The organism is Bradyrhizobium cajani, assembly GCF_009759665.1.
Lineage (GTDB): Bacteria > Pseudomonadota > Alphaproteobacteria > Rhizobiales > Xanthobacteraceae > Bradyrhizobium > Bradyrhizobium cajani.
The window spans coordinates 97,158-121,763 of the sequence record NZ_WQNE01000003.1; the positions used below are offsets into that span (position 1 = coordinate 97,158).

Annotated in this window: 28 protein-coding genes and 1 riboswitch; of the genes, 17 read left to right on the plus strand and 11 right to left on the minus strand. The window is 65.3% G+C overall.

The window, feature by feature from the left end; genetic code table 11:
• Positions 1-5: 5 nt before the first annotated feature.
• Both GPL20_RS05390 and GPL20_RS05395 read right to left on the minus strand, forming a co-directional pair.
• Positions 6-317, minus strand: a complete 312-nt coding sequence (locus tag GPL20_RS05390; RefSeq protein WP_157328433.1) for a hypothetical protein — start codon at positions 315-317, stop codon at positions 6-8.
• A gap of 15 nt (positions 318-332) precedes the next feature.
• Positions 333-893, minus strand: coding sequence for a 6,7-dimethyl-8-ribityllumazine synthase (locus tag GPL20_RS05395; protein ID WP_157328435.1), 561 nt, complete (start codon positions 891-893; stop codon positions 333-335).
• Positions 894-971: 78 nt separating this feature from the next.
• A riboswitch (FMN riboswitch) is annotated at positions 972-1,144 on the minus strand.
• Between the two features lie 441 nt (positions 1,145-1,585).
• Here GPL20_RS05395 and GPL20_RS05400 point away from each other — a divergent pair.
• Positions 1,586-2,086 (plus strand): type III secretion system chaperone family protein, encoded by a 501-nt coding sequence (locus GPL20_RS05400; RefSeq protein ID WP_157328437.1) that lies wholly within the window; start codon positions 1,586-1,588, stop codon positions 2,084-2,086.
• Positions 2,087-2,283: 197 nt separating this feature from the next.
• Positions 2,284-3,108 (plus strand): pyrroline-5-carboxylate reductase, encoded by an 825-nt coding sequence (proC, locus tag GPL20_RS05405; protein ID WP_157328439.1) that lies wholly within the window; start codon positions 2,284-2,286, stop codon positions 3,106-3,108.
• Between the two features lie 121 nt (positions 3,109-3,229).
• On the opposite strand, the gene GPL20_RS05410 is transcribed toward proC, so the two are convergent.
• The 5 genes from GPL20_RS05410 to GPL20_RS05435 all read right to left on the minus strand — a co-directional run bounded on the left by GPL20_RS05410 (position 3,230) and on the right by GPL20_RS05435 (position 7,811).
• Positions 3,230-3,622 (minus strand): thioesterase family protein, encoded by a 393-nt coding sequence (locus GPL20_RS05410; protein ID WP_157328442.1) that lies wholly within the window; start codon positions 3,620-3,622, stop codon positions 3,230-3,232.
• Between the two features lie 112 nt (positions 3,623-3,734).
• A complete protein-coding gene (locus tag GPL20_RS05415) occupies positions 3,735-3,938 on the minus strand; it encodes a tautomerase family protein (RefSeq protein ID WP_025033847.1) in 204 nt (67 codons plus the stop codon).
• A gap of 113 nt (positions 3,939-4,051) precedes the next feature.
• Entirely contained in the window at positions 4,052-5,659 is a 1,608-nt protein-coding gene (gene hisS / locus GPL20_RS05420) for a histidine--tRNA ligase (protein ID WP_157328444.1), read from the minus strand.
• A gap of 190 nt (positions 5,660-5,849) precedes the next feature.
• Positions 5,850-6,374 carry a YegJ family protein gene (locus GPL20_RS05430; RefSeq protein ID WP_157328446.1) on the minus strand — a complete coding sequence of 175 codons (525 nt, stop codon included), beginning with the start codon at positions 6,372-6,374 and terminating at the stop codon, positions 5,850-5,852.
• Positions 6,375-6,728: 354 nt separating this feature from the next.
• Complete coding sequence (locus GPL20_RS05435) at positions 6,729-7,811, minus strand: branched-chain amino acid aminotransferase (protein WP_157328448.1); 1,083 nt, start codon at positions 7,809-7,811, stop codon at positions 6,729-6,731.
• Positions 7,812-8,150: 339 nt separating this feature from the next.
• On the opposite strand from GPL20_RS05435, the gene GPL20_RS05440 reads away from it, so the two are divergent.
• The 3 genes from GPL20_RS05440 to GPL20_RS05450 are packed head-to-tail and all read left to right on the plus strand — an operon-like array spanning position 8,151 to position 10,834.
• Complete coding sequence (locus GPL20_RS05440) at positions 8,151-8,693, plus strand: MarR family winged helix-turn-helix transcriptional regulator (protein WP_157328450.1); 543 nt, start codon at positions 8,151-8,153, stop codon at positions 8,691-8,693.
• Positions 8,690-9,421: a response regulator gene (locus GPL20_RS05445; RefSeq protein ID WP_254126474.1), complete on the plus strand. Its 732-nt coding sequence runs from the start codon at positions 8,690-8,692 to the stop codon at positions 9,419-9,421. The genes GPL20_RS05440 and GPL20_RS05445 overlap by 4 nt, the downstream gene beginning before the upstream one ends.
• A gap of 24 nt (positions 9,422-9,445) precedes the next feature.
• Positions 9,446-10,834 carry an ATP-binding protein gene (locus tag GPL20_RS05450; RefSeq protein WP_157328452.1) on the plus strand — a complete coding sequence of 463 codons (1,389 nt, stop codon included), beginning with the start codon at positions 9,446-9,448 and terminating at the stop codon, positions 10,832-10,834.
• A 66-nt stretch (positions 10,835-10,900) separates the two neighbouring features.
• Here the strand turns inward: GPL20_RS05450 and GPL20_RS05455 are convergent, their stop codons facing one another.
• Both GPL20_RS05455 and GPL20_RS05460 read right to left on the minus strand, forming a co-directional pair.
• The gene (locus GPL20_RS05455) at positions 10,901-11,431 is read right to left on the minus strand and encodes a DUF3617 domain-containing protein (RefSeq protein WP_157328454.1); all 531 of its coding nucleotides are present in this window, start codon (positions 11,429-11,431) and stop codon (positions 10,901-10,903) included.
• 42 nt (positions 11,432-11,473) lie between these two features.
• The gene (locus GPL20_RS05460; protein ID WP_157328456.1) at positions 11,474-11,767 is read right to left on the minus strand and encodes a hypothetical protein; all 294 of its coding nucleotides are present in this window, start codon (positions 11,765-11,767) and stop codon (positions 11,474-11,476) included.
• Positions 11,768-11,949: 182 nt separating this feature from the next.
• Between GPL20_RS05460 and GPL20_RS05465 the strand changes: the two genes are divergently transcribed.
• From GPL20_RS05465 to GPL20_RS05480, 4 genes are all read left to right on the plus strand, one after another.
• Positions 11,950-12,411, plus strand: a complete 462-nt coding sequence (locus GPL20_RS05465) for a hypothetical protein (protein ID WP_157328458.1) — start codon at positions 11,950-11,952, stop codon at positions 12,409-12,411.
• Positions 12,412-12,531: 120 nt separating this feature from the next.
• Entirely contained in the window at positions 12,532-13,224 is a 693-nt protein-coding gene (locus tag GPL20_RS05470) for a ribonuclease T2 family protein (protein WP_157328460.1), read from the plus strand.
• Between the two features lie 138 nt (positions 13,225-13,362).
• Positions 13,363-14,223 (plus strand): 23S rRNA (adenine(2030)-N(6))-methyltransferase RlmJ, encoded by an 861-nt coding sequence (locus GPL20_RS05475; protein ID WP_157328462.1) that lies wholly within the window; start codon positions 13,363-13,365, stop codon positions 14,221-14,223.
• 253 nt (positions 14,224-14,476) lie between these two features.
• Complete coding sequence (locus tag GPL20_RS05480) at positions 14,477-14,692, plus strand: cold-shock protein (protein WP_008544396.1); 216 nt, start codon at positions 14,477-14,479, stop codon at positions 14,690-14,692.
• A 72-nt stretch (positions 14,693-14,764) separates the two neighbouring features.
• Here the strand turns inward: GPL20_RS05480 and GPL20_RS05485 are convergent, their stop codons facing one another.
• A complete protein-coding gene (locus GPL20_RS05485) occupies positions 14,765-15,388 on the minus strand; it encodes an outer membrane protein (RefSeq protein ID WP_157328464.1) in 624 nt (207 codons plus the stop codon).
• A gap of 252 nt (positions 15,389-15,640) precedes the next feature.
• On the opposite strand from GPL20_RS05485, the gene uvrC reads away from it, so the two are divergent.
• From uvrC to GPL20_RS05520, 7 genes are all read left to right on the plus strand, one after another.
• Positions 15,641-17,704, plus strand: coding sequence for an excinuclease ABC subunit UvrC (uvrC, locus tag GPL20_RS05490; protein ID WP_157328466.1), 2,064 nt, complete (start codon positions 15,641-15,643; stop codon positions 17,702-17,704).
• Between the two features lie 96 nt (positions 17,705-17,800).
• On the plus strand, positions 17,801-18,418 hold the full coding sequence (pgsA, locus tag GPL20_RS05495; RefSeq protein WP_157328468.1) for a CDP-diacylglycerol--glycerol-3-phosphate 3-phosphatidyltransferase: 618 nt from the start codon (positions 17,801-17,803) through the stop codon (positions 18,416-18,418).
• Entirely contained in the window at positions 18,415-18,666 is a 252-nt protein-coding gene (gene moaD / locus GPL20_RS05500) for a molybdopterin converting factor subunit 1 (RefSeq protein WP_157328470.1), read from the plus strand. Before pgsA ends, moaD begins: the two co-directional genes overlap by 4 nt.
• A 3-nt stretch (positions 18,667-18,669) precedes the next feature.
• The gene (locus GPL20_RS05505) at positions 18,670-19,152 is read left to right on the plus strand and encodes a molybdenum cofactor biosynthesis protein MoaE (RefSeq protein WP_157328471.1); all 483 of its coding nucleotides are present in this window, start codon (positions 18,670-18,672) and stop codon (positions 19,150-19,152) included.
• Positions 19,152-20,111, plus strand: a complete 960-nt coding sequence (gene prmB, locus GPL20_RS05510) for a 50S ribosomal protein L3 N(5)-glutamine methyltransferase (RefSeq protein WP_157328473.1) — start codon at positions 19,152-19,154, stop codon at positions 20,109-20,111. The genes GPL20_RS05505 and prmB overlap by 1 nt, the downstream gene beginning before the upstream one ends.
• Positions 20,112-20,204: 93 nt before the next feature.
• Complete coding sequence (locus GPL20_RS05515; RefSeq protein WP_157328475.1) at positions 20,205-20,792, plus strand: phage holin family protein; 588 nt, start codon at positions 20,205-20,207, stop codon at positions 20,790-20,792.
• A complete protein-coding gene (locus GPL20_RS05520; RefSeq protein ID WP_157328477.1) occupies positions 20,793-21,923 on the plus strand; it encodes a YihY/virulence factor BrkB family protein in 1,131 nt (376 codons plus the stop codon).
• A 49-nt stretch (positions 21,924-21,972) separates the two neighbouring features.
• On the opposite strand, the gene GPL20_RS05525 is transcribed toward GPL20_RS05520, so the two are convergent.
• Positions 21,973-22,812, minus strand: coding sequence for a class I SAM-dependent methyltransferase (locus GPL20_RS05525; protein ID WP_157328479.1), 840 nt, complete (start codon positions 22,810-22,812; stop codon positions 21,973-21,975).
• Between the two features lie 119 nt (positions 22,813-22,931).
• Here GPL20_RS05525 and GPL20_RS05530 point away from each other — a divergent pair, with 119 nt between their 5' ends.
• A complete protein-coding gene (locus GPL20_RS05530) occupies positions 22,932-24,494 on the plus strand; it encodes a winged helix-turn-helix domain-containing tetratricopeptide repeat protein (protein ID WP_347340018.1) in 1,563 nt (520 codons plus the stop codon).
• The last annotated feature ends 112 nt before the right edge of the window (positions 24,495-24,606 follow it).

Consider the following 24,606-nt stretch of genomic DNA (forward strand, 5'->3'; position numbering starts at 1 on the left):
CGAATTCAACCAAAGCTCGGCAGCACAACGTCCTTCAAGAGTGCGATCAACACGGCGGCCTGCTCCTGCCCTGACCGCCCATAATTTCCGCAGTGGATCACAAAGATAAGATCACGCGCCGGAATCACGTACAGATGCTGGCCGCCCCAACCGATGCCGCCGAACCAGTGCAGCGGCTGCGCCGTGGCGAAATCGCCCATGTACCAGTGATAGCCGTAATCGCGGCGGGCGCGTTCGAAGGGTGGGCAAAGGCGCAACGCGCCGTGCCCACCCTTTTGTTCTTCGGGCGATGGTGGGCACGCTTTCGCTTTGCCCACCCTGCAGCAGTCTGCCTACCCCACGATCCCCGCAGCAACCTGGCCGCGCAGGCGCTCCAGCCCGTGCAGCGTCTCCGCACAGGCCGCGGCGACCTCCACCCCCTTGATGGCAAAATGCCTGCGGAAGAAATCGTAGTGCACCTCGGTCTCGTGGAACTGCTGCGGCGTCAGCACGGCCGAGAATACCGGCACCTCGGTACGGAGCTGCACGTCCATCAGCGCCTTGATCACGGTGTCGGCGACGAATTCGTGGCGGTAGATGCCGCCATCGACGACGAGGCCGGCCGCGACGATCGCGGTGTAGCGCCGCGTCTTGGCGAGGACCTGCGCGTGCAGCGGGATCTCGAACGAGCCGGGCACCTCGAACACGTCGACATGGGTGAGGTGCCGGGCCTCGGCCTCCCCCATGAAGGCGATGCGGGCCTCCTCGACCACGTCGCGGTGCCAGCAGGCCTGCACGAAGGCCACGCGCTGCGGCTTTGCGAAGCGCGGGTGCTCGGTCGCCGGATCCTGCGGAACCGGCGGTTGGGTGACTTCTGACGTTTCGGTCTGGGTATCTTGCAACATCTGATTCATGGCTTTCCTCGGTTTAAGGACCAGAATCAGGGCACACGGAACGACAAGCAGCCGCATCCTCTCGATGCGTCCGCCACCGACCGTTCTCTTTCATCCGGACTTTAACCGTCGGCTTCGGAGTTGCACCGAATCTGCTGACCCTTCCCTTCGGCAAATCCTTTTCAGGAAAGGCCTGGGGGAAGGCGCTCGCGGGCTTGGGCCTTTCGGCCCTTACCGCCGGTGGGGACTTTCACCCCGCCCTGAGAACATCGGCCGTCCGGGATGAACGGCCTGAGGCGAAATATGACGCCGGCCGGCGGCCGCAGCAAGCGTGTTCCGCATGGGGAAAGCGCATGGTCCCATGCCGGCATGGACGCTCTCCTGGCGGTCCGGCTCGCGCGGCGGAATTAACGATCGGCGCGCGGCTCGCAAATTCGATTCCGGTTTGTTCTCCTTCGTCGGGGTCGGGACTCCCCGCGTTAAGAATTGTGGCGGAGATGAGCTGTGGACGAAGGAGTCCTGGCTTGTGGACGGACTCGTGACCCCGTTGCGCAGATTCCGCAAATCACATCACTTGATCCGCGACAGGCCCGCGCCGAACCGAGGGATCGCAAGAGCGACTCCGAGGAGATCGCGATTGCAACGTTGAGGGAGCGTGCCGGGCCAACGGCGTGCGTATCAAAGACAACAAGAAGGCAAGAGGTCGAGACGGCATGTCCCTGCTCGAAGGCACTATCGATTCCAGGAACCATCCGCTTGCGGTGGTCGAGGACATCGCTGCCAGCAACAACTGGCCGTTCGAACGTTCCGGCGAAGACGAACTCACGATTGTCTCCAAGGGACAATGGACCGACTACCAGCTCTCCTTCACCTGGATGGGCGAGATCGAGGCGCTGCATCTGGCCTGCGCCTTCGACATGAAGATTCCACTCGCGCGGCGGGGCGAGGTGCAGCGGCTCGTTGCGGCCGTGAACGAACAATTGTGGATCGGGCATTTCGACCTGTGGACCAACACCGGCATGATCATGCACCGCCAGGCCCTGGTCCTGCCCGGCGGCCTCACCGCCTCGACCGCGCAATGCGAAGCCATGCTCGCCGGCGCCATCCACGCCTGCGAGCGTTATTTCCCGGCGTTCCAGTTCGTGGTGTGGGCCGGCAAGACCACCACGCAGGCCATGGACGCCGCGATGTTCGACACGGTCGGCGAGGCGTAGGGCTCTCTCTCCGTCGTCCCGGACAAGCGCAGCGAAGCGGAGCGCCGATCCGGGACCCATACCGTGTGATTCATCCTACGCGGCTTGTTGCCACCACCTTCATCCACTAGAACCGCCTGTGGTTACGCGACGAACGCAAGCGTTCGCGCGGGGGTCCCCGCTTTCGCGGGGACGACAGCGAAGGTGTGGCAACAGCGATGGCTAACAGCACTCTTCAAGACATCACCGACACCATCCTTCTCGCCGGCGCCGGCAAGATGGGCGGCGCGATGCTGACCGGATGGCTGGCGGGCGGGCTCGACCCACGCCGTGTCGCGGTGATCGAGCCGCATATCTCGCCCGAGATTGCCGCGCTCGCCGCCAAGGGCGTTGCGCTCAATCCCGATGTGAAAGCGGCCGGCGCCGTCGAGACGCTGGTGGTCGCGGTGAAGCCGCAGATGTTCCGCGAGGCCGGCGCGAAGCTGAAACCGTTCGTCGCTGACAAGACCTCGGTGGTCTCGATCATGGCGGGCACCACGATCGCCTCGCTTCAGGAGGTCTGCGGCGGCGCCGTCGTGCGCGCGATGCCGAACACGCCGGCTGCGATCGGCCGCGGCATCACCGTTGCGGTTGCGGCACCGGATGTCAGCACGCAGCAGCGCGCCGTGGCGGATGCGCTGCTGCGCGCCACCGGCTCGGTGGAATGGGTCGACGACGAAGGCCTGATGGATGCGGTCACTGCCGTGTCCGGCTCGGGCCCGGCCTATGTATTCCTGCTTGCCGAAGAGCTCGCACGTGCCGGCGTCGAGGCGGGATTGCCCGAAGCGCTGGCGATGAAGCTCGCGCGCGAAACCGTCGCCGGCTCCGGCGAGCTGCTGCACCAGTCGGAGCTTCCTGCCAGTACGCTGCGCCAGAACGTGACCTCGCCCGGCGGCACCACCGCCGCCGCGCTCGGCGTGTTGATGGGCGAGCCCGGCCTGCGCGATCTGATGATCCGCGCGATTGCGGCTGCGACGACGCGGTCGAAGGAATTGGCGAAGTAGGACGGTGCCGTAGGGTGGGTTAGCGAAGCGTAACCCACCTCTTTCGTTTCCGCGGAGGCAGAAGTGGTGGGTTACGCCTTCGGCTAACCCACCCTACGAAGCCGAGCTACGGCATCTGCCGCTACGCCCCCAACCGCTTGTTGAACAGCTCGACATTGACGAGGCCGCGTGCGTGACGGCCCTCGCCGAGCTTGCGCGTGCCCTCGAAGGCCTCGACCTCGAAGCGGATGACGCGGCGCTCGACCGCGATCACCTTCGCGGTGGTCCGCACCGTCGCGCCGACGAGGGCGGCTGCGAGATGACGGATGTCGACCTCGGTGCCGACCGTGACCCAGCCTGGCTGAAGCGCGCTGCGAATGGCGTCGCCCGACGTCATCTCCATCTCCAGGATCATCATCGGTGTCGCGTAGACAAAAGGCATGCCGGACACGAAATGCCCGACCGTGCGCTCCACTGGGACCACCAGCGTGCGCTCTGCGCTGATGCCGATCGTGATGAAGTCGCGTGCGTCCATGGTGCTTGCTTGTCATTCCGGGGCGGCGCGTAGCGCCGAACCCGGAATCCAGAAGTTTGCGGCGCGAGATTCCGGGTTCGCGCTACGCGCGCCCCGGAATGACGCTAACGCGTCACTTCTTCGCTGCCGCGGCGCGCTCCACGAAGGTCTTGCCGCCCTTCATCTTGTGGCGGAGCGGGGCTTCGTTGATCTGGATCACGACAGCATCGGCATCGACGCCGAGATTCTTCACCAGCGCCTGGGTGATGTCGCGCATCATGCCGGCCTTCTGCTCGTCGGTGCGGCCTTCGGCCATGCTGATGGTGATCTCAGGCATCGTCGTCTCCCTGCTGTCGTCATGGCCGGGCTTGTCCCGGCCATCCACGTTCTTCTATCAAACAAGACGTGGACGCCCGGGACAAGCCCGGGCACGAGGCAATGCGCGAATAGCTAGCCCCAGCTCACGTCATGGCGGCCGAGGACCTCGCGGACCTTGGCCACGAGATCGGCTTCGCTGCACGAGAACTGCGCCGGACGGCTCTCGCGCCATTCCTGGTTGGAGGCGATCGCGGCGGCTGCCTTCGCACCCTCGATCAGATCCTTGATCTGCACCTCGCCGCGCGCCTTCTCGTCCGAGCCCTGGATGATGACGCAGGGCGCGTTGCGGCGGTCGGCATATTTGAGCTGGTTGCCCATGTTCTTGGGATTGCCGAGATAGAGCTCGGCTCGGATGCCGGCGGTGCGAAGGCTTGCCACCATCTTCTGGTAGTCGGCGACGCGGTCGCGATCGAACACGGTGACGACGACGGGCCCGAATTCCGGCCGCGTGTCGAGCTTGCCGAGCAGCGTCAGCGCGGCCTGGAGCCGCGACACGCCGATCGAGAAACCGGTCGCCGGCACCGGCTCGCCGCGGAAGCGCGAGACGAGGCCGTCGTAACGGCCGCCGCCGCCGACCGAGCCGAAGCGCACCGGGCGGCCCTTCTCGTCCTTGGTGTCGAGCAGGAGTTCGACCTCGTAGACGGGGCCGGTGTAATATTCGAGGCCGCGCACGACGGAGACGTCTATCTTGATCCGGCGAGTACCATACCCAGCGCTTCGAACAATTTTGGAAATGCTGCGCAGTTCATTGATTCCCTCTAACACGAGCGGAGAGTGCTGAAACACCTGCTCGTAAGTATCAAGGAAACGAGGGTCAGCCACCACATACCGACTTCCGCCGTCCCCGGCGAGGGTCGTATCGTCATCGGACGCAGGATCGATTTGGGTACGAGCTAAGAAGAAATCCTGGGATCGGCTGGTTTGATGACCGTACAGCTTTTCAAGGGTTTCGATTTGCTCGTCGTTTAGGTCCGCGCCTTTGGTAAAGTCGCCACTTTCGTCCTTGCGCCCCTTACCAAGGAGCTGCCTTACGCCCTCAACCCCAAGCCGATCCAACTTGTCGATGGCACGCAATACGGTCAACCTGCGACCGGCGTTCTCGTCGCCGCCAAGACCGACGCTCTCCATCACGCCATCGAGCACCTTCCGGTTGTTCACCTTCACCACGTACTGGCCGCGCTCGATCCCGAGCTTTTCCATCGCATCGGCCGCCATCATGCAGATCTCGGCATCCGCCGCCGGCGTCGCCGAGCCGACCGTATCGGCATCGAACTGCATGAACTGGCGGAAGCGGCCGGGGCCAGGCTTTTCGTTGCGGAACACGTAGCCGACGCGATAGCTGCGATAGGGCAAGACCAGGGCGTCGGTGCCGTATCGCTCGCCGACATAGCGGGCGAGCGGCGCGGTCAGATCGTAGCGCAAGCTGATCCACTGCTCGTCGTCGTCCTGGAACGAGAACACGCCCTCGTTCGGGCGGTCCTGATCGGGCAGGAACTTGCCGAGCGCTTCGGTGTATTCCATCGCCGGCGTCTCCACCGGCTCGAACCCGTAGAGCTCGTAGACGGCGCGGATCTTCTCGACCATCTCGCGCGTCGCCCGGATCGCGGCGGGATCGCGATCCTCGAGCCCGCGCGGCAGGCGCGCCTTCAGTTTCTGGGGTTTTTTGGGTTTCTCGGCCATGCGCGGCGTTTACCAGCCGGGGGGCGGTGCGGCAACCGCTGCGGATGCCGCAAGCCCCTAACGCCTGCCTAAGTCGCCGTCATTCCGGGGCGATGCGCAGCATCGAACCCGGAATCTCGAGATTCCCCGGTGCGCAATTGCGCACCTGAGGTCTGGTCCTTCGGACCATCCCGGAATGACGTCCCCACCTCTACGGCTGCTCCATCCGCGCCCTCAGCGCATCGGCATCCGCCTTCGGCAGCGATTTCAGCGTCGGCTTGATGGTTTCGCCGCCGACGATCTTGCCGTTGCGCATGAACATCCAGTCCGAAATGTCGGCTTCGCTGAACTGGACCTTGTCGCCGGCGTGCTTGCCCGGCAGGTCGCGCGGCTCGTTGGCGAACAGGCCGGAATAAGTGCCGTTCGGCAGCTTCTTCACCTCGCCGATCCAGATGTGCTCGCCGCCCTTGCGGGTCGAAAAGCGCACCTTCAGGGCATGCCCGGCCTCCGACGGCTTTGGCGATTCATAGGAGGCCCAGAAGGTGGGGAGCGTGCCCCGGGCCCGCGCGATCGCGGCGTTCATCTCGGGATCGCTGGTGCGCACGTCGACAATCGGCGAGCGGTCCTGCGCAACGACCTCCGGCACTGGGCCGATGGTCAGGATGCCGAAAACCGAGACGCCGGTGATTGCGGCGAGAACGACCCATTTCATGGGTTGGGAGAGTTTTGTTGCCATGATCGCGATGTCCAGGATGTTTCAAGATGTCCTGGCTTTGTCGCGCAGTTGTGGCGAGGAGTTCAGTGCGCAAGAGTCCACAAGCATTGCGCTTTTCCCCTCTCCCCGTCTGCGGCAGGGCAATCGCATATGGCATTTTGCGCGACCTGAGCGCGCGCCTCGTCCTTCGAGACGACCGCTTCGCGGTCTCCTCAGGATGAGGCTAAGCAGTATCGGTGCTCGTTGAAACTACAGCCGCGCACTCAATCCTCATCCTGAGGGCCCGCCAACGGCGGGCGTCTCGAAGGATGGCCACAGGCGAAATCGCCCCCATATGCGATTGCCCTCTCCCGCAAGCGGGGAGAGGGAGAAAAATCAAAGCACCTTGCGGATCCAGTTGTGCGGATCGTTGGTGCGGCCGTACTGGATGTCGACGAGCTGCTTGCGCAGGCCCATGGCGACGGGGCCGGCGGCGCCGCCGCTGATGTCGAAATCGCCGCTCACCGAGCGCACCTTGCCGATCGGCGAGATCACCGCCGCGGTGCCGCAGGCGAACGCTTCCTTCAGCTTGCCGCTGGCTGCATCCTTGCGCCACTGGTCGAGCGAGTACGGCTCCTCGCGCACGGTCTTGCCGGCATCCTTCGCGAGCGCGATGATGGAGTCGCGGGTGATGCCGGGCAGGATCGTGCCGAGCGGCGGCGTCACGAGCGAGCCGTCGTCGAACACGAAGAAGACGTTCATGCCGCCGAGCTCCTCGATGTAGCGGCGCTCGACCGCGTCGAGAAACACGACCTGATCGCAGCCATGCTGGATCGCTTCGGCCTGGGCGCGCAGGCTGGCGGCATAATTGCCGCCGCACTTGACGGCACCGGTGCCGCCGATCGCGGCGCGCGTGTAGTTCTCCGACACCCAGATCGACACCGGCGCGGGTCCGCCCTTGAAGTACGACCCCACCGGCGAAGCGATGACTGCGAAAATGTATTCGGACGACGGCTTGACGCCGAGAAAGGTCTCGCTCGCGATCATGAAGGGCCGCAGGTAAAGGCTGCCCTCGCCGCCGGGGATCCAGGCACGGTCGATGCGCACGACCTGCTCGACCGCCTCGATGAAGACGTCCTCGGGCAGCTGCGCCATCGCCATGCGGTCCGCCGAATCCTTGAAGCGGCGCGCATTGGCGTCGGGGCGGAACAGGTTCACGCCGCCGTCGTCGCGCTTGTAGGCCTTGAGCCCTTCGAAGATCTCCTGGGCGTAGTGCAGGACGGCACCGGCCGGATCGAGCTGGAAGTTCGCGCGCGCCTCGATGCGCGCGTCATGCCAGCCGCCCTTGGCCTGGTTGTAGCGGACGATCGCCATGTGATCGGTGAAGACCCGTCCGAAACCGGGGTCCACCAGCCTGGCGACACGGTCCTTCTCGGAGGTCGGATTGGATGCGGGCTGGATGTCGAATTTCATGCTCATGTTCTTGCCTCCCGCTGCCGGTCGCGGCGCTGTTCTGGCGCCCGCCTGCCCTCCTTCGGGCCCGGCTGGCTTGACTGGGTTTCTGGCCGGACCGCCGCCAGCCTTGTTACGGCCGGTTTCCGTGGCCAGCATGTCGCCGAGGACATGCTTTTGCGGAAGGCGGAAGTCCAGTATGTTTTGCCGAAATGCCGCTCGACAATCGCACGGTAGATCTGCTCCGGCCGTCGCAGTCTGTCCGGCTCACTCCGGCCGCCCTGCTTCGATGCCGCCCGACGCGAAACGATCTAAAATTTCGTGCGGGTCGATCGTTTTGTAACATTGAACCCAAGATACGTCAATATGCCTGACATAAATTTCGCGACTCCCTCTCAAGACGCTGCCGAGCCTCGGCCGGCCGCAGGTGACGGAGGCAATTTGCGCTGGGATATCATCGAGCTGCTGTTCTTCGCCTATCGCGATTTCGTCGGCGATCCCGACCAGGAACTGGAGGCGTTCGGCTTCGGCCGGGCCCATCACCGGGTGATGCATTTCGTCTACCGCTATCCCGGCCTGAAGGTCGCGGACCTGCTCGACGTCCTGCGCATCACCAAGCAGTCACTCGGCCGCGTGCTCAAGCAGCTGCTGGACGAGGGCTATATCGTGCAGAAGACCGGCGACAATGACCGCCGCCAGCGGCTGCTCTACGCGACGCCGAAGGGCGAGGCGCTGGTACAGAAGCTCGCCGGCCTCCAGACCACGCGGATCACAAAGGCGCTGTCCGAGATGGCTCCGCAGGATGCCGAGACCGTGAAGCGCTTCCTGCGCGCGATGATCGACCGCGACGATCCGGACAAGGTGCTCGAGACGATCTTCGCCTCCGTCAACCAAGACGCCAAGGAGTGACCGTGCCGCTCGCTGCCACGCTCGCCCGTCCGCCGGTGCAACCAGCCGACGACGCGCCGCATCTCCTCTTGGTCGACGACGACCGCCGCATCCGCGATCTGCTCTCGCGCTTTCTCTCCGGCGAAGGCTATCGCGTCACCACCGCGGCGAGCGCCGGCGATGCGCGCTCGAAGCTCATGGGCCTGCATTTCGACCTGCTGATCCTCGACGTCATGATGCCCGGCGAGACCGGCTTCGATCTCGCCCGTTTCATCCGCACGTCCTCCTCAGTGCCGATCGTGATGCTGACGGCGCGGCACGAGGCCGAAGCCCGTATCGAGGGTCTCCAGATCGGCGCCGATGATTACGTCGCAAAACCGTTCGAGCCGCGCGAGCTCGCGCTGCGCATCAACAACATCCTCAAACGCGCCGCGCCGCCGCCGCAGGCTGCGACCATCGAGAAGATCGCGTTCGGTCCCTACGTCTTCCACCTCGATCGCGGCGAGTTGCGCCAGGGCGAGGAGGTCATCCACCTCACCGACCGCGAACGCGAGATGCTGCGCATCCTCTCGGAGGCACCGGGCGAGACCGTGCCGCGCAGCGCGCTGACCGGCAATGGCAGCGTCAACGAGCGCGCCGTCGACGTGCAGATCAACCGCCTCAGACGCAAGATCGAGACCGACCCCGCCAATCCGCTGTTCCTCCAGGCGGTGCGCGGCATCGGTTACCGGCTGGTGGCCTCGCCCTGAGTTGAGTGGAGTGAGGCGAGACCGATGAGCACGATCGACACCGGCCTGACGCTATTGAGGAGCGCCGCCGGCCGCGTTTCGGCCGCCAATGGCTGGATGGGCAACGCGTTCAAGGGCTGGATGCCGACTGGCCTCTATGCCCGCGCGCTGTTGATCATGATCGTGCCGATGGTGATCCTGCAATCGGTCGTCGCCTTCGTGTTCATGGAGCGGCACTGGAACACGGTGACGCGCCGCCTGTCGGCCGCGGTGGTGCAGGACATCGCCGCGCTGATTGACGTCTACAAGGGCTATCCGCAGGACAAGGACCGCGACCAGATCCGCCGCATCGCCCAGCAGCGTCTTGGCCTCGTCGTGGACTTCCTGCCCGCCGGCGACATGCCACCGCCCGGGCCAAAGCCGTTCTTCTCGCTGCTCGACCAGACCCTGTCGGTGCAGCTCGGCCGCCAGATCGGACGCTCGTTCTGGATCGACACGGTCGGCCGCTCCAACCTCGTCGAGATCCGCATCCAGCTCGACGACGCCGTGATGCGCGTGTTCGCGCAGCGCAGCGCCGCCTATGCCTCGAATTCGGAAATCTTCCTGTTCTGGATGGTCGGCACGTCCTCGATCCTGCTGATCGTCGCGGTGCTGTTCCTGCGCAACCAGATCAAGCCGATCCTGCGCCTTGCCGATGCCGCGGAAAGCTTTGGCAAGGGCCGCGAGGCACCGAACTTCCGCCCCAGAGGCGCGCGCGAGGTACGACGCGCCGCGGTCGCCTTCCTCGAGATGAAATCGCGCATCGAGCGTACGATGGAGCAGCGCACCGCGATGCTCGCAGGGGTCAGCCACGATCTGCGCACCATCCTGACCCGCTTCAAGCTCGAGCTGGCGCTGATCGGCGACAGCCCGGAATTGGAGGGCATGCGCAAGGACGTCGACGAGATGTCGATGATGCTGGAGGATTATCTCGCCTTTGCCCGCGGCGATTCCGGCGAGCAGTCGCAGCCGACCGACATGGCGCAGGCGCTCGAGGAGCTGCGCAGCGACGCCGAGCGCCACGGCCACACCGCGACCGTGGCATTCAATGGACTGCCCGTGGTCACGGTGAAGCCGGCCTCGTTTAAGCGCTGCCTCGCCAACCTCGTCACCAACGCGGCGCGCTACGGCAAGACCATCGCCATCACCGGCCAGCGCGATCACCGTTATTTGACCGTGACGGTCGACGATGACGGACCGGGCATTCCCGCTCACCTGCGCGAGGAAGTGTTCAAGCCGTTCCTGCGGCTGGACAACGCCCGCAACCAGGACGAAGGCGGCACGGGCTTAGGGCTGGCGATCGCCCGCGACATCGCCCGCTCGCACGGCGGCGACATCACGCTCGGGGATAGCCCGATGGGGGGATTAAGGGCGAGTGTGAGGATACCGGTGTAGCCGTACTTCACCTCTCCCGTAAGAATGGGGCGAGGGAGTGCACCGATTTCCGGGCTGCGATCTCACCTACTTCGGCAGCAGCGCCTTCAGCTTGTCCATGTCGCGCACGTTCATCTTGAAGCCGCCGGGCATCACGATGTCGCCGGGCTTCTGGTCCGCCTTACAAGCGCCGAGCCACTTGGCTTGCAGCGTCATGGTGGTATCGCGGCCGGCCGTGCCGGCGACGCCGCCTTGCGCATGCGAGGAGGTCTTCACCGTGTAGGCCGAGTTGAAATCGCCGGTGATCTCGGCATGCGAGGTCGTGCTGACGCCGGCGACGCTGCATTCGGAATCGCTGACATAGCCGGTCGCGGTCTTCTTGATGTCCTGCTTGGTGCAGATCTGCTTGGCCATCGGGGAGACGTTGTTGCTCATCTCCTTGTCGACGGTCTCGTCGGTGCAGTGCTGCATGGTCATCTCGGGCATGGGCGAACCGGTCGTGATCAGCTTCATTTCCCAAAGACCGGCCTTGCGCACCGGCAGGTCGTCGGCGCAGGCGCGGCCGGCCGACAACACGAGACAAGCGACCAAGCCGAGCAAAGCGAGTTTGCGCGTCATGTGGGGCTCCCGGCTGAGAGATCGCGGCGCTACGACAGCGCTTCAGTAGAGCGTGCGGATCGGCTGCTCGGCGGCGCCATAGGGCACCCAGCGGCAGGAAAATGAGATGTAACCGCCCTCATAGGCCTGCACAGCGAGGAATTTGACGACCTTGCCGTAGCGTGCGCAGTGATCGACCGCGACCTGCCGCGCATCGGCTTGCGTCGCCAAGGAATAGGCGATGATGCCGCCGGTGTCGTTGCCCTTGAACGGCGGCACCGGAAGGATGTCAGCACGCGCCGACTGGCTCGCCACCATTCCCAGGGCGAGAAGGCCCGCGGCCGCAATGATTCGCATTCCCGTTACTCCAATTGGTTGGCGGCAGTTTACGGTGCCGGGATGCCCGTGAAAAGAACCGAAGGCTTCCAGCTGCGACGTTGTGGTCAAGTCTTGGCCAAGTGTTGCCGCGCTGCACTTGACCTCCCCCGGCCTTCGCGGCACCGTCCACACTTCGCAAGACCCAGCTGTCCGGATTGCCCATGCGCGCCCCCTCCCTGAAATCGCTCCGCTTTGCCGCCCTGCTCGGCCTCATGTTCGGGGCGCTGTCGCTCGGTGAGGCCAGAGCCGCCAATCCGCTGGAGCTGAACTTCTGGCTGAGCGGACCGCGCTATGACGGCAACGTCGCCGATTGCGACAAGGCGCTGCCGACGATCGCGACCCAGTTCTGGGAGAAGGAAAGCTCGTTCTGGAATTCCCCGTTGAAGATCACCGGCTTCTCCGCGGTTCACGAGACCGCGTTCCGGCCCTGGCAGTCCGACAACATTCCGCGCCGCTATTGCACCGGCGATGCCATGCTGAACGACGGCAAGGTGCGCAGGGTGCATTTCTCCATCATCGAGGATGGCGGTTTTGCCGGCTACGGCCAGAGCGTCGAATGGTGCGTGGTCGGGCTCGACCGCAACTGGGCCTACAATCCGGCCTGCCGCGCGGCGAGGCCCTGATTCGCGCCGATCGGACGGCCAGCCGGCTGCCTTGCGAATTTTGTTCTTGCGAATTTTGTTCTTGAAATGTTCTTGTCGCCTGCTAGGCTTGGCTGCACAGTCTAGTTGAGGGGCGTCGCCATGTTTCATTCCGGATTGCATTCGTTCTCGCGCCTGATGATCTCGCTCACCCTGGCCGCGGGGCTGGCCTTGGCCGCCGGCGGCGCGAAGGCGCAGGACAAGCGACAGAACGCGCCCGGCGAGTTCGATTTCTACGTACTGTCGCTGTCGTGGTCGCCCTCCTTCTGCGAGGAGGCGGCCGAGCGCGGCGGCCGCTCTCAGATGCAGTGCAGCGGACGGCCCTATGCGTTCGTGGTGCATGGGCTGTGGCCGCAATATGAGAACGGCTTCCCCGAATACTGCCAGCGGCCGGCGCCGCGGCTGAACCGCAGCATCGTCTCCTCGATGCTCGACCTGATGCCGGCGCCGGGGCTGATCTTCAACGAGTGGGACAAGCACGGCACCTGCGCCGGGCTGACCGATCGCAGCTATTTCGAGACGATCCGCAAAGCGCGCGCCGCGATCAAGATTCCGGCCGAATATCTCGATTTGTCGCAGGCCAAGACAGTGGCTCCGGCGGAGGTCGAGGAGGCCTTCATCAAGGCCAATCCGGGTCTCAGCAATGCCGCCGTCTCGGTCACCTGCACCCGGACACGGCTGTCCGAGGTCCGCATCTGCCTCAGCAAGGACCTGCAATTCCGCGCCTGCGATGAGATCGAGCGCCGCGCCTGCCGGCGCGACCAGGTGACGATGCCGCCGATCAGGGGTGGATAGTTCCTACAGCCTCCGTCATTGCGAGGAGCGAAGCGACGAAGCAATCCAGACTGCTGCCGCAGATAGATTCTGGATTGCTTCGCTGCGCTCGCAATGACAAGGGATTAGGATCGCGCAAGACAACGCTAGCCCAGTCCCATGAACTACCGCCACGCCTTCCACGCCGGCAACTTCGCCGATGTCATCAAGCACATCGTGCTGGCGCGCATCCTCACCTACTTGCAGGACAAGCCGGCGGCGTTCCGCGTCATCGACACCCATGCCGGCGCCGGTCTCTACGATCTCGAAAGCGACGAGGCCCGCCGTGGCGGCGAGTGGCTGACGGGAATCGCCCGGCTCATGCAGGCGCGCCTGTCCAACGAGACCGCGGCGCTGACGAAGCCCTATCTCGACATCGTCCGCGCCTTCAATCCGAAGGGCGAGCTCAAGGCCTATCCGGGCTCGCCGCTGATCGCGCGCGGCCTGCTGCGGCCGCAGGACCGCCTCGTCGCCTGCGAACTCGAGCCGAAGGCGCGCAAAGCGCTGATCGACGTGCTGCGCCGCGACGAACAGGCCCGCGTGGTCGATCTCGACGGCTGGATAGCGCTGCCGGCCTTCGTGCCGCCGAAGGAGCGGCGCGGACTGGTGCTGATCGATCCGCCGTTCGAAGCGAAGGACGAGTTCGAACGGCTCGGCGAGGCCTTCTCGGCTGCCTTCGCGAAATGGCCGACCGGTATCTATGTAATCTGGTATCCGGCCAAGAGCCGGCGTGCCACCGACACGCTGGCGCAACTGGTGGCGCGGGCCGCAGCCGCAGCAAAGCCGCCGGGAAAATGCCTGCGGCTCGAATTCAGTGTCGCACCGCAGCTCGACGGCGCAGCGCTCACCTCCACCGGACTGCTGATCGTCAATCCGCCCTACACGCTGCACGGCGAACTCAAGACGATCCTGCCCGAGCTGGAAATGCCGCTCGGCCAGGGCGGTGCTGCCAGATTCCGATTAGAGGTGCCGCGACCGTAACACTCCGGCATTCTTGGGAAAAATATGCAGGGGCGGTAGTCAATCTGCAATGAACCGTATTATGCTGTTTCGGTGACTGGCTTTACGTTCCGCTTCCGCGAATGGTTGCGGCGGAGTGAAGGCCTAAGAAAGATCCGATCGGACCGAACGGTCCGCTCAAGGATGGCCAGCTCCCGGGCTTCGTGAGGCCCGGTCATGTCGTGACGTGAGTCTGCGTCGCGACGGAGGAGCATTGCGGGGGAGGAGTTTCCCGATGGCCATGACGGGAACGGTCAAATTTTTCAACGGCGAGCGCGGCTACGGCTTCATCAAGCCGGACGACGGCGGTCGCGATGTTTTCGTTCACATCACCGCTGTGGAGCGGGCCGGATTGAAGGACCTTGCCGAAGGACAGCGTATCACTTTCGAGGTCGAGCCGGACAAGAAGGGGAAGGGACCGAAGGCGGTCAACCTGGTGATCCTCTCCTAGCGAGCCTGACGCGAAAAAAAATCCCGGCCGCAAGCGGCCGGGAGACTGGTCCGGTATTTTCTTCTTCAGCTATCAGAAGTGATAGTTCACGCCGGCGCGCACGACGCTGGCGCTATAGCCGTTTGACACGCCGGTAATTGCAAACTGACTCGTCGACAGATCGATGTAGAGGTATTCGAGCTTGGCGCTCCAGTTCGGCGCGAAGCCGACTTCCGCGCCGGCACCGATGGTCCAGCCGGCGGTGGTGTGCGATTCCGTCCAGCCGAAGGTCTGCGCACGCAGCTCGCCGAAGGCGAGGCCGGCCGTGCCGTAGAACAGCACGTTGCTGAAGGCATAGCCGGCGCGGCCGCGCAGGGTGCCGAACCAGGGATTGGAGAATTTCCACGGCGCGAAGGTGTCGTCGGCGCCCGCGGCCTGGATGTCGCCTTCGACGCCGAACACCCATGGGCCGTTCTGGAAATTGTAGCCGGCCTGCACGCCGCCGACGAAGCCGGAGGGCTTCACGGGACTGTTGCTCACCGAGCCCCATTCATAGCCGAGATTGGCGCCCAGATACGGGCCGGCCCAGCTATAGGCGTTCAGCGGCTGATTGACGGTGTAGGGCGCACGCTGCCCGTAGTTTAGATCGGCAGCCTCCGCCGAAGCTGTCCAGCCGGCCGCAACCAACGCGGCTGCGCCCACAACGAGCCCCCTCATCACACTCTCCAACGCAACTGCCGCAACCGGTCGCGAGGCCTGCGCCGCCGCGCACGGGCCTGTCGCAAGGTCACGGAACCGAGAACCTTTCGCGTAAAATTTATCGAGAGTTTTAAGTTAAAGGCCTGTTAAGACCCGTTACCGCGCGCTTAACAGACTTAAGGAAGCGTTACCGGGAACCTTGTCGTCATCCCTGTGCGTGCGGGATGGCCGGAACTTCAAATCGGCACCCCCAGCGCCTAAATTCGCCCCATGGTTCACGATTCCACCGATAATCCGGACGACGCACGGGCGCGCAAAGCGTCGCGCCCCGCCGCCGCGGACGCCCCGCCCGAGAATCTGGCGCCGCCGGACATCGATCCCGCCAGCGCCGGTGGCGACGACGAGGACGATGCGCGGCTGCCCGACATCCTGGAAGAGAGCGGCGCGGTCGGCGAGGGCCCGCTGGCGACCGGCCACGAGGCGATCGAGCGCGCGGTCCGGCTCGCTCCCACCTCGCCCGGCGTCTATCGCATGCTCAATGCGAACGCCGACGTGCTCTATGTCGGCAAGGCCAAGAACGTCAAAAAGCGCCTGTCCAACTATGCGCGCCAGAGTGCACCGCAGCCGGCCCGCATCCTGCGCATGATCGCCGCCACGGTGACCGTGGAGATCGTCTCGACCAATACCGAGACCGAAGCGCTGCTGCTGGAAGCCAACCTCATCAAGCAGCTGCGGCCGCGCTTCAACGTGCAGCTGCGCGACGACAAGTCGTTTCCCTACATCCTGATCACCGGCGACCATTGGGCGCCGCAGATCCTCAAGCATCGCGGCGCGCAAACCCGCCCCGGGCGTTATTTCGGCCCGTTCGCCTCCGCCGGCGCGGTCAACCGCACCATCACCGCCCTGCAGCGCGCGTTCCTGATCCGCTCCTGCACCGATTCCTTCTTCGAGAGCCGCTCCAGGCCCTGCCTGCTCTACCAGATCCGCCGCTGCGCCGGTCCCTGCACGCGCGAAATCGACTTCCCCGGCTATGCGACCCTGGTGCGCGAGGCGACCGACTTCCTCTCCGGCAAGAGCCATGCGGTGAAGCAGGAGCTTGCCGGCGAAATGGAGAAGGCTTCCGGCGAGCTCGAATTCGAACGCGCCGCGCTCTACCGCGACCGCCTCGCCGCGCTGTCGGCGATCCAGTCGCAGCAGGGCATCAATCCGCGCACGGTGGAGGAAGCCGACGTGTTCGCCATCCACCAGGAAGGCGGCTTTTCCTGCGTCGAGGTGTTCTTCTTCCGCACCGGCCAGAACTGGGGCAACCGCGCCTATTTTCCGCGCGCGGAGAAGACATTCACCCCGGAAGAGGTGCTCGGCTCCTTCCTCGCCCAGTTCTACGACGACAAGCCGCCGCCGAAGAACATCCTGCTCTCGCACGAGATCGAGGAGAGCGAGCTGCTCGCCAACGCGCTGTCGATCAAGGCGGGTCACAAGGTCGAGGTCACCGCGCCCAAGCGCGGCGAGAAGAAGGAACTCGTCACCCACGCGCTGACCAATGCGCGCGAGGCGCTCGGCCGCAAGCTCGCGGACACTGCGACGCAGAGCCGGCTGCTCGAGGCCATGGCCGCGACGCTGAACTTGCCCCAGGCGCCCAAGCGCATCGAGGTCTACGACAACAGCCACATCCAGGGCACCAATGCGGTCGGCGCCATGATCGTGGCCGGGCCGGACGGCTTCGTGAAGAACCAGTACCGCAAGTTCAACATCAGGTCGGAAGGGCTGACGCCCGGCGACGACTACGCCATGATGCGCGAGGTGCTGGAGCGCCGCTTCAAGCGCCTCATCAATCCACCCGAGGAGGGTGTGGCCAAGGCGAAGGACGACGATTTCCCGCAATGGCCCGACCTCGTGATCATCGACGGCGGCCGCGGCCAGCTCAACGCCGTGCGCGAGATTTTTGCAAATCTCGGGCTGACCCAGGTCTCGCTGATGTCGGTCGCCAAGGGACCCGACCGGGATGCCGGCCGCGAGACCCTGTTCATGCCGGAACGCGATGCGATCAAGCTGGAGCCGCGCGACCCCGTGCTCTATTTTATCCAGCGCCTGCGGGACGAGGCCCATCGCTTCGTCATCGGCTCGCACCGCAAGCTGCGCAAGAAGGACATCCGCGAGGCCGGTTTGCAGGAGATTCCGGGCATCGGACCGTCACGCAAACGTGCCTTGCTGCATCATTTCGGGACCCTGAAGGAGATCGAACGGGCCTCGATCGCCGATCTCGGCAAGGTTCCGGGGGTGAGCGCCGAGAGCGCCCGCAGGATTTTCGAGTATTTCCATCCCCAGCCGGGATGAACTAAAGGGGACCGCGGTCATATGGTCGTCGTATCCCGCACCCCATTTGGGGGCGGGACGGTTGACCTTCAGGCAGCAGCGGTATTGGTAGGACGGATGAACATCGCCACGACACGAGGGACGACCAGCCGCGCGATGTCCCTCCCGAACATCCTGACCTATGGCCGGATCGCCGCGATCCCGGTCGTGGTCGGATGCATCTATGCGCAGTCGATCCTGGATCAGCCGCTGTGGCTGCGCTGGGTCGCGGTCGCCATCTTCATCGCGGCTGCGGTCACTGACTACCTCGACGGCTATTATGCGCGGATCTGGAATCAGCAATCGGCGTTCGGCCGGATGCTCGATCCGATCGCCGACAAGCTGCTGGTCGCCTCCTGCCTGTTGATGCTGGCCGCCGACGGCATCATCCATGGCTGGTCGCTGTGGGCCGCCATCGTGATCCTGTGCCGCGAGATCCTGGTCTCGGGCCTGCGCGAATACCTCGCCGCGCTGCGCGTCAGCGTGCCCGTCACCAAGCTTGCGAAGTGGAAGACCACGGTCCAGCTCGTCGCCATCGGCTTCCTGCTCGCTGGCCCGGCTGGCGACGAGGTGGTGTCCGTCGTCTCGATGATTGGACTGGCGCTGCTCTGGGCCTCGGCGATCCTGACCATGTACACCGGCTACGACTATTTCCGCGCCGGCATCCATCACCTCATCAAGGAGGATGAAGGATGAAGGTGAAGTACTTCGCCTGGGTGCGCGAGCGCGTCGGCAAGGCCGAGGAAACGATCGAGCCGCCGGCGACCGTCCACACCGTCGAGGAGCTGATCGCATGGCTGTCCGGCCGGAGCGAGGCTTATGCCTACGCCTTCGAGAAGCCGAAGGTGATCCGTGCCGCGATCGACCATGCCCACGTCAAGTCGGACGCCGCAATCGCCGGCGCCCGCGAGATCGCGTTCTTCCCGCCGATGACCGGCGGCTAGGCCATGACCTCCCCTGTCACCCCCTGCCCCGTCACCATCCGTATCCAGCAGGACGATTTCGACATTGCGCGCGAGATCGCGGTCCTGACCGGGAGCCGTACCGACATCGGCGCCGTGGTGAGCTTCTGCGGCATCTGCCGCGCCGACGAGGGCAGCGCGAAGATCTCGGCACTCACGCTCGAGCATTATCCGGGCATGGCGGAAGAGGAGATCCAGCGCCGCGCCGATGAGGCAACCTCGCGCTGGCCGCTGAACGGCGTCACGATCATCCACCGCGTCGGCCGCTTCATACCCGGCCAGAACATCGTGCTGGTGCTGACCGCGTCGCAACATCGCCAGGCGGCGTTCCAGGCGGCCGAGTTCCTGATGGATTACCTCAAGACCAACGCGCCGTTCTGGAAGAAGGAAGAGAGCGCCAGCGGCACCGGCTGGGTCGAGGCCCAGGCCCGTGACGACGAGGCCGCAGCACGCTGGACCCGATCCTGATGGCAAGAGCATCCAAGAGAACCGCGCGTAGCCGCGCCGCGCCAAAGCTCGCGAAGGTCGGCCGTGGCGAGCTGCTCACGCTGATCGATTTCGTCCGTTACGCGGTGAGCCGCTTCGTCGAAGCCAAGCTCGCCTTTGCGCATGGCACGACCGATCCGGTTGCGGAAGCCGTCTTCCTGGTCTGCGAGGCCCTGCATCTGCATCCCGACCAGTTCGAGATCTTTGCCCATGCCTGCGTCACGTCGGCGGAAGGCAAGACCATCCTCGATCTCATTCACAAGCGCGTCGCCACGCGTAAACCGGCCGCCTATCTCGTCAACAAGATCTACATGCGCGGCCAGCCCTTCTATGTCGACGAGCGCGTCATCGTTCCGCGCTCCTTCATCGGCGAGCTCCTGGATTCGCATTTCGGCGGCGACGGCGAGGCCGGCTCGCTGATCGATGACCCCACCGCCGTCGGGCGCGTGCTCGATCTCTGCACCGGATCGGGATGTCTCGCGATCCTCGCCGCGCATCATTTCCCGAACGCCGCGGTCGATGCCGTCGACATCTCCAAGGGCGCGCTCGAAGTTGCCGCACGCAATGTCGGCGAGCACGGGCTCGATGAGCGCATCACGCTGCATCGCGGCGACCTGTTCGCCCCGCTCGGCGACAACAAATACGATCTCATCATCACCAACCCGCCTTACGTCGATGCGGACGGCATGGCGGCGCTGCCGCCGGAGTGCCGGGCCGAGCCGAAGCTCGCCTTCGACGGCGGCGCCGACGGGCTCGACGTGGTGCGCCGCATCCTGCGCGATGCGCCCGATCATCTCACCGCGGACGGCGGGCTGCTCTGCGAGATCGGACGCGGCCGCGAATTGCTCGACGAAGCCTTTCCGGAACTACCGCTGCTCTGGCTCGACACCGAGGAATCCGAGGGCGAGGTGTTCTGGATCGCGGCTGCCGATCTCGGCTGATCCGCTGGCGCGGCGACGCACTCCGTCGGAACAAGTCAAATACCGCCACGTTCATCCCCCGGGCGATTTTTTTCGCTCTTGGAGGATGTCCGCATGCTCGCGCCATCGGGCGAATTGCTGCGCGCCGGCGTGGCGCTCAAGCTCAACCATCTCAAGCGCGCCGCCCGGTCCTACCTGCGCGACCGCACCAGCCAGGCCACGGGACGCGCCACGTCCTACGCGGTCGCGGCGGGGCTGTTCGCCGCAGCCGGGCTGTTCCTGATCGCGACCCTCTTTGTCGGTCTGATGGCTCTCTACCGCTGGGTCGCCATCACCTATGGGCAATTCTGGGGGTTTGGTGCGGTTGCGACCGTGCTGCTGGTGCTCGCCGCAGCCTGCGCCGGGGTGGCCGTGGCGATGATGAAGCGGCCGACCAAGCCGGTCGTGCCGCTTGCGAGCCGCATGCGCGTGGCGATCGCGACGCCGCGCATCCCGCGCGGAACGGTGAAGCAGGCGGTGAAGGAGGTCGCAACGACGATTCCCCTGGCGCCACTCGCGCCGGGCGAGCGAGGCTATGACAGCAAGGCCTGGCCGGCCCGCACCAACCGCCCCGTGCAGCTCGGCCTGATGCTCGCGGCCGTCGGCCTGCTTGGACTGACGGCCGCCCGCCGGCGGCGGCACAGGCACGGGCTGGAGGCGTGAATGCTGGCGCGGCGCTCCGAGCACATCGACAGTTGGCTGCTGGTGGCGGCGACGGCCGTGTTCGTGCTCACCGCGGAGCGCTACTTCCAGGACTCCGGCCGGACCAGCTCGGGACCTCCGCAAGACCGCCGCAACAGCGAGGCGAATTCGCCCGAAACGAACCCGGCAGGCGCGGCCGCGCAGCCGGGTCACGGCCGCCATGCGAAGAGCCCGTTCACGATCCCCTGGGCGGGCTGGAAGGATATCTTCTGGCGCACCTATCAGCGCATTGACGAGGATCGCCTGCTCGCGACGGCGGGCGGCGTCGTCTTTTTCGGGCTGCTCGCGATCTTCCCCGCGGTCACGGCGCTCGTCTCATCCTACGGCCTGTTCGCCGATCCCTCGACGATCAGCGCCAATCTGCAGACGCTTGCGACGATGTTACCCGAAGGCTCGTTCCAGATCGTCGAGGACCAGGTCGCGCGCGTGGTGTCGCATGGCAACACGACGCTCGGCGCCACCTTCCTGCTCGGCCTTCTGCTTGCGATCTGGAGCGCCAATGCGGGCGTCAAGGCGATCTTCGATGCCCTCAACGTCGCCTATGAGGAGCGCGAGAAGCGCAGCTTCATCAAGCTCAACATGGTGTCGCTGGCCTTCACCGTCGGCGGCATCGTGGCGCTGCTGCTGATGGTGGCGGCCGTCGTCGCCTTCCCGCTCGCGCTCAATCATCTCGGCATGGCGCCGGAAAGCAAGCTGATCGTGGCGCTGGCACGATGGCCGCTGCTGTTCCTCATCCTGCTCGTGGCACTCGCGGTCCTCTACCGCTTCGCGCCCAGCCGCGATGCGCCGCGCTGGCAATGGCTGAGCCTCGGCGCGGTGACCGCCGCCATCCTCTGGATCGCCGGCTCGGCGCTGCTCTCCTGGTATCTCTCGGAATTCGCCAATTACAACGCCACCTACGGCTCGCTCGGCGCGGCGATCGGCCTGATGACGTGGATGTGGATGTCGGCCATCGTGATCATGTTCGGGGCCGAGTTGAACTCGGAGGTCGAACGGCAGACCCTGCGCGACACGACCGCCGGGCGGCCGAAGCCGCTCGGCAGCCGCGAGGCCGTCTCGGCAGACACGGTCGGCGCCGCCGCACCGGCCTGATGGCGATGGTCAGGCCGAATGCCGGCCTGATCATCGCCTCGACCGCAAATCATCGTTTGGTGATCACCGCTTCCAGATATTCGCTGCGCACGACGATCGTACCGTCATCGGCATGGTTGAACTCACCGAGCAGCGCCAGAAGATCGCGCTTCAGCGAGGCCTGGCCGCTCTCGTCGAGCGCGGCGAAGGCTTTCAGCATCGGCCCGTAAAACGACCTGAAGACGTCGATCATGTGATCCGGCGAGCGATAGCGGAAGACGAACATGCGCGGCTCGGCGGCGATCTCGGAAGCCTGGCTTCCGAACATCTCCTCGAGTCGAGCCGGCGTGCCCCACAGCGCCGGCGACTTCACGCCTGCCGGCGGGGCGACATACTTGCCGATGGTCTTGAAGAGTTGACCGATGAAACCCTGCGGCGTCCAGTTGGCGAGGCCGATCTTGCCGCCTGACTTGCAGACTCGCGCGAGCTCGGACGCCGCCTTGTCCTGGTCCGGCGTGAACATCACGCCGAAAGTCGAGAGAACGACGTCGTAGCTGCCATCGGCAAACGGCAGAGCTTCCGCATCCGCCTCACGAAATTCGATCATCAGGTGCTCGGCGGCCGCACGCTCGCGGCCGCGCTTGAGCAGTGCCGGCACATAGTCGGTGGATGTGACGTCACACCAGCGCCGCGCCGCGGCCAGCGTCGCATTGCCGTTGCCGGCGGCAACGTCCAGCACCTTGCTGCCGGCACGTAAATCCAGTGCCTCACACAGCTGCTCGCCCACGATCTGCAAGGTGGTGCCTACGATGGCATAATCGCCGGACGACCAGGCGCCATGCTGGCGCTGCTTGACGGCGGCGAGATCGGGTTGGGTTGCGGCTGGCTTGAGTGCTGCGGATGTCGACATGGCAATCTCCTGCGGTTGAACGCCGGGACGATAGGGCGCATGCGGCTCGCTGGCCTTGAGAGCGGCGTTATTTTACGCTGAGAGGGCCTTGATTTCCGGGCGGGAGCCGGGAGGGCGGTGTGACGTTTCGGTTTGAGGACTTCTTGCTCGACCCCGAGCGTCGCGAATTGCGGCGTGCGGGCACGCTCGTCGCACTCGAACCCCAGGTGTTCGATCTCCTGACCTATCTCGTCCGCAACCGCGAACGCGTCGTGACACGGGATAATCTACTCGATGCCATCTGGAACGGCCGCGTCGTCTCGGAATCGACGCTGACCAGCCGGATCAATGCGGCGCGCCGTTCGGTCAACGACAATGGCGAGGAACAGCGGCTGATCCGCACCGTCGCGCGCAAGGGCATGCGGTTCGTCGGCGAGGTGACCGAACTTTCAGACACGACGAGACCGGCTGTGGCCGACAAGCCGGCCGCCCCGGCGTCGGCGCGATTGCCGCTGCCCGATCGTCCCGCGATCGCCGTTCTGCCTTTTACAAACATGAGCGGCGAGGCCGAGCAGGACTATTTCTCCGACGGAATCAGTGAGGACATCATCACCGCGCTGTCGAAGCTGCGCTGGTTCTTCGTGATCGCGCGCAACTCCTCCTTCATCTACAGGGGCCGCGCGGTGCATCTTCGGCAGATCGCGGAAGAGCTCGGCGTGCGCTATGTCGTCGAGGGCAGCGTCCGCAAGGATGGCGAGCGCGTCCGCATCACGGCGCAGCTCAACGACGTCGCCACCGGCAGCCATCTTTGGGCCGAACGCTACGACCGCGAACTCGCCGACGTCTTCGCCGTCCAGGACGAGATCACCGAGGCGATCGTCGCCGCGATCGAGCCGCAGCTCTATGCCGCCGAGAGCTTTCGCGCCCAGCGCAAGCCGCCCGACAGCATGGACGCCTGGGATCTCGTGATGCGCGCGCTCTCGCATTACTGGCGGGTGACGCGGCAGGATCATGTCGTGGCGCAGGCGCTGCTCGAGAAGGCCATCGCGCTCGATCCGGCCTATGGCAAGGCGCTGGGCCTGCTCGGCACCAGCTACATGTTCACTGCGCATATGGGCTGGATGGAGATGGTGACGGCAATACCCGCCGCCGAGCGCGCCGCGCGGGCGGCGATCCGCGCGGACGATGAGGACGCCTGGGCCCACAACGCGCTCGGCCACGTCCACCTGTTCGCGCGGCGGTTCGAGGACTCGCTGGCCGAATTCGAGACCGCACTCCGGCTCAACCCGAACTTCGCGCTGGCGCAGGGCTATTATGGCCTGACGCTCGGCTATTGCGGCCGCTGGCAGGACGCGGACGAGGCTGCGCGGCGGGCGATCCGCCTCAGCCCGCGCGATCCCTATGCGCCGGTCTATTTCGGCATCGCCGCCTTTGCCCGCTTCCTCGGCAGCGACTACGCGGAAGCGATCCGGCTCGCGCAGGAGTCGTTGCGCCAGCGCGGCGATTTCGTCGGGGGGCACCGTGTGCTGACCGCCGCCGCCGGCATGGCCGGGCAGGCCGACATGGCCCGCGCCGCGCTGAAGGAACTCCGCCGCGCCCAGCCGAACGTGTCGCTGGCCTGGATCGCCGAGTTCATGCCGATGAAGCTCGCCACCGACCGCGAGCACTACCTCGAAGGCTTTCGCCGGGCCGGCCTGACTTAGGCTGTTTGAGCCGTGATCTGTCAAAAACCGCTGCACGCTTCTCCGATCATGCTCGGGAGCCCCGCAGAGGCCGCTATCCCCTCGAATCAACAATGATGTTAAGATGATACGG

What these genes read in the sequence shown, in the direction of transcription:
- GPL20_RS05400 (WP_157328437.1), top strand. Translation starts at nt 1,586, where the DNA reads ATGTCCCTGCTCGAAGGCACTATCGATTCCAGGAACCATCCGCTTGCG.
- uvrC (WP_157328466.1), top strand. Translation starts at nt 15,641, where the DNA reads ATGGTTCACGATTCCACCGATAATCCGGACGACGCACGGGCGCGCAAA.
- GPL20_RS05480 (WP_008544396.1), top strand. Translation starts at nt 14,477, where the DNA reads ATGGCCATGACGGGAACGGTCAAATTTTTCAACGGCGAGCGCGGCTAC.
- GPL20_RS05440 (WP_157328450.1), top strand. Translation starts at nt 8,151, where the DNA reads ATGCCTGACATAAATTTCGCGACTCCCTCTCAAGACGCTGCCGAGCCT.
- GPL20_RS05410 (WP_157328442.1), bottom strand. Translation starts at nt 3,622, where the DNA reads ATGGACGCACGCGACTTCATCACGATCGGCATCAGCGCAGAGCGCACG.
- GPL20_RS05415 (WP_025033847.1), bottom strand. Translation starts at nt 3,938, where the DNA reads ATGCCTGAGATCACCATCAGCATGGCCGAAGGCCGCACCGACGAGCAG.
- GPL20_RS05435 (WP_157328448.1), bottom strand. Translation starts at nt 7,811, where the DNA reads ATGAGCATGAAATTCGACATCCAGCCCGCATCCAATCCGACCTCCGAG.
- GPL20_RS05485 (WP_157328464.1), bottom strand. Translation starts at nt 15,388, where the DNA reads ATGAGGGGGCTCGTTGTGGGCGCAGCCGCGTTGGTTGCGGCCGGCTGG.
- moaD (WP_157328470.1), top strand. Translation starts at nt 18,415, where the DNA reads ATGAAGGTGAAGTACTTCGCCTGGGTGCGCGAGCGCGTCGGCAAGGCC.
- GPL20_RS05455 (WP_157328454.1), bottom strand. Translation starts at nt 11,431, where the DNA reads ATGACGCGCAAACTCGCTTTGCTCGGCTTGGTCGCTTGTCTCGTGTTG.
- GPL20_RS05470 (WP_157328460.1), top strand. Translation starts at nt 12,532, where the DNA reads ATGTTTCATTCCGGATTGCATTCGTTCTCGCGCCTGATGATCTCGCTC.
- GPL20_RS05460 (WP_157328456.1), bottom strand. Translation starts at nt 11,767, where the DNA reads ATGCGAATCATTGCGGCCGCGGGCCTTCTCGCCCTGGGAATGGTGGCG.
- GPL20_RS05430 (WP_157328446.1), bottom strand. Translation starts at nt 6,374, where the DNA reads ATGGCAACAAAACTCTCCCAACCCATGAAATGGGTCGTTCTCGCCGCA.
- GPL20_RS05395 (WP_157328435.1), bottom strand. Translation starts at nt 893, where the DNA reads ATGAATCAGATGTTGCAAGATACCCAGACCGAAACGTCAGAAGTCACC.
- GPL20_RS05450 (WP_157328452.1), top strand. Translation starts at nt 9,446, where the DNA reads ATGAGCACGATCGACACCGGCCTGACGCTATTGAGGAGCGCCGCCGGC.
- GPL20_RS05520 (WP_157328477.1), top strand. Translation starts at nt 20,793, where the DNA reads ATGCTGGCGCGGCGCTCCGAGCACATCGACAGTTGGCTGCTGGTGGCG.
- pgsA (WP_157328468.1), top strand. Translation starts at nt 17,801, where the DNA reads ATGAACATCGCCACGACACGAGGGACGACCAGCCGCGCGATGTCCCTC.
- GPL20_RS05525 (WP_157328479.1), bottom strand. Translation starts at nt 22,812, where the DNA reads ATGTCGACATCCGCAGCACTCAAGCCAGCCGCAACCCAACCCGATCTC.
- GPL20_RS05505 (WP_157328471.1), top strand. Translation starts at nt 18,670, where the DNA reads ATGACCTCCCCTGTCACCCCCTGCCCCGTCACCATCCGTATCCAGCAG.
- hisS (WP_157328444.1), bottom strand. Translation starts at nt 5,659, where the DNA reads ATGGCCGAGAAACCCAAAAAACCCCAGAAACTGAAGGCGCGCCTGCCG.
- proC (WP_157328439.1), top strand. Translation starts at nt 2,284, where the DNA reads ATGGCTAACAGCACTCTTCAAGACATCACCGACACCATCCTTCTCGCC.
- GPL20_RS05465 (WP_157328458.1), top strand. Translation starts at nt 11,950, where the DNA reads ATGCGCGCCCCCTCCCTGAAATCGCTCCGCTTTGCCGCCCTGCTCGGC.
- GPL20_RS05475 (WP_157328462.1), top strand. Translation starts at nt 13,363, where the DNA reads ATGAACTACCGCCACGCCTTCCACGCCGGCAACTTCGCCGATGTCATC.
- prmB (WP_157328473.1), top strand. Translation starts at nt 19,152, where the DNA reads ATGGCAAGAGCATCCAAGAGAACCGCGCGTAGCCGCGCCGCGCCAAAG.
- GPL20_RS05515 (WP_157328475.1), top strand. Translation starts at nt 20,205, where the DNA reads ATGCTCGCGCCATCGGGCGAATTGCTGCGCGCCGGCGTGGCGCTCAAG.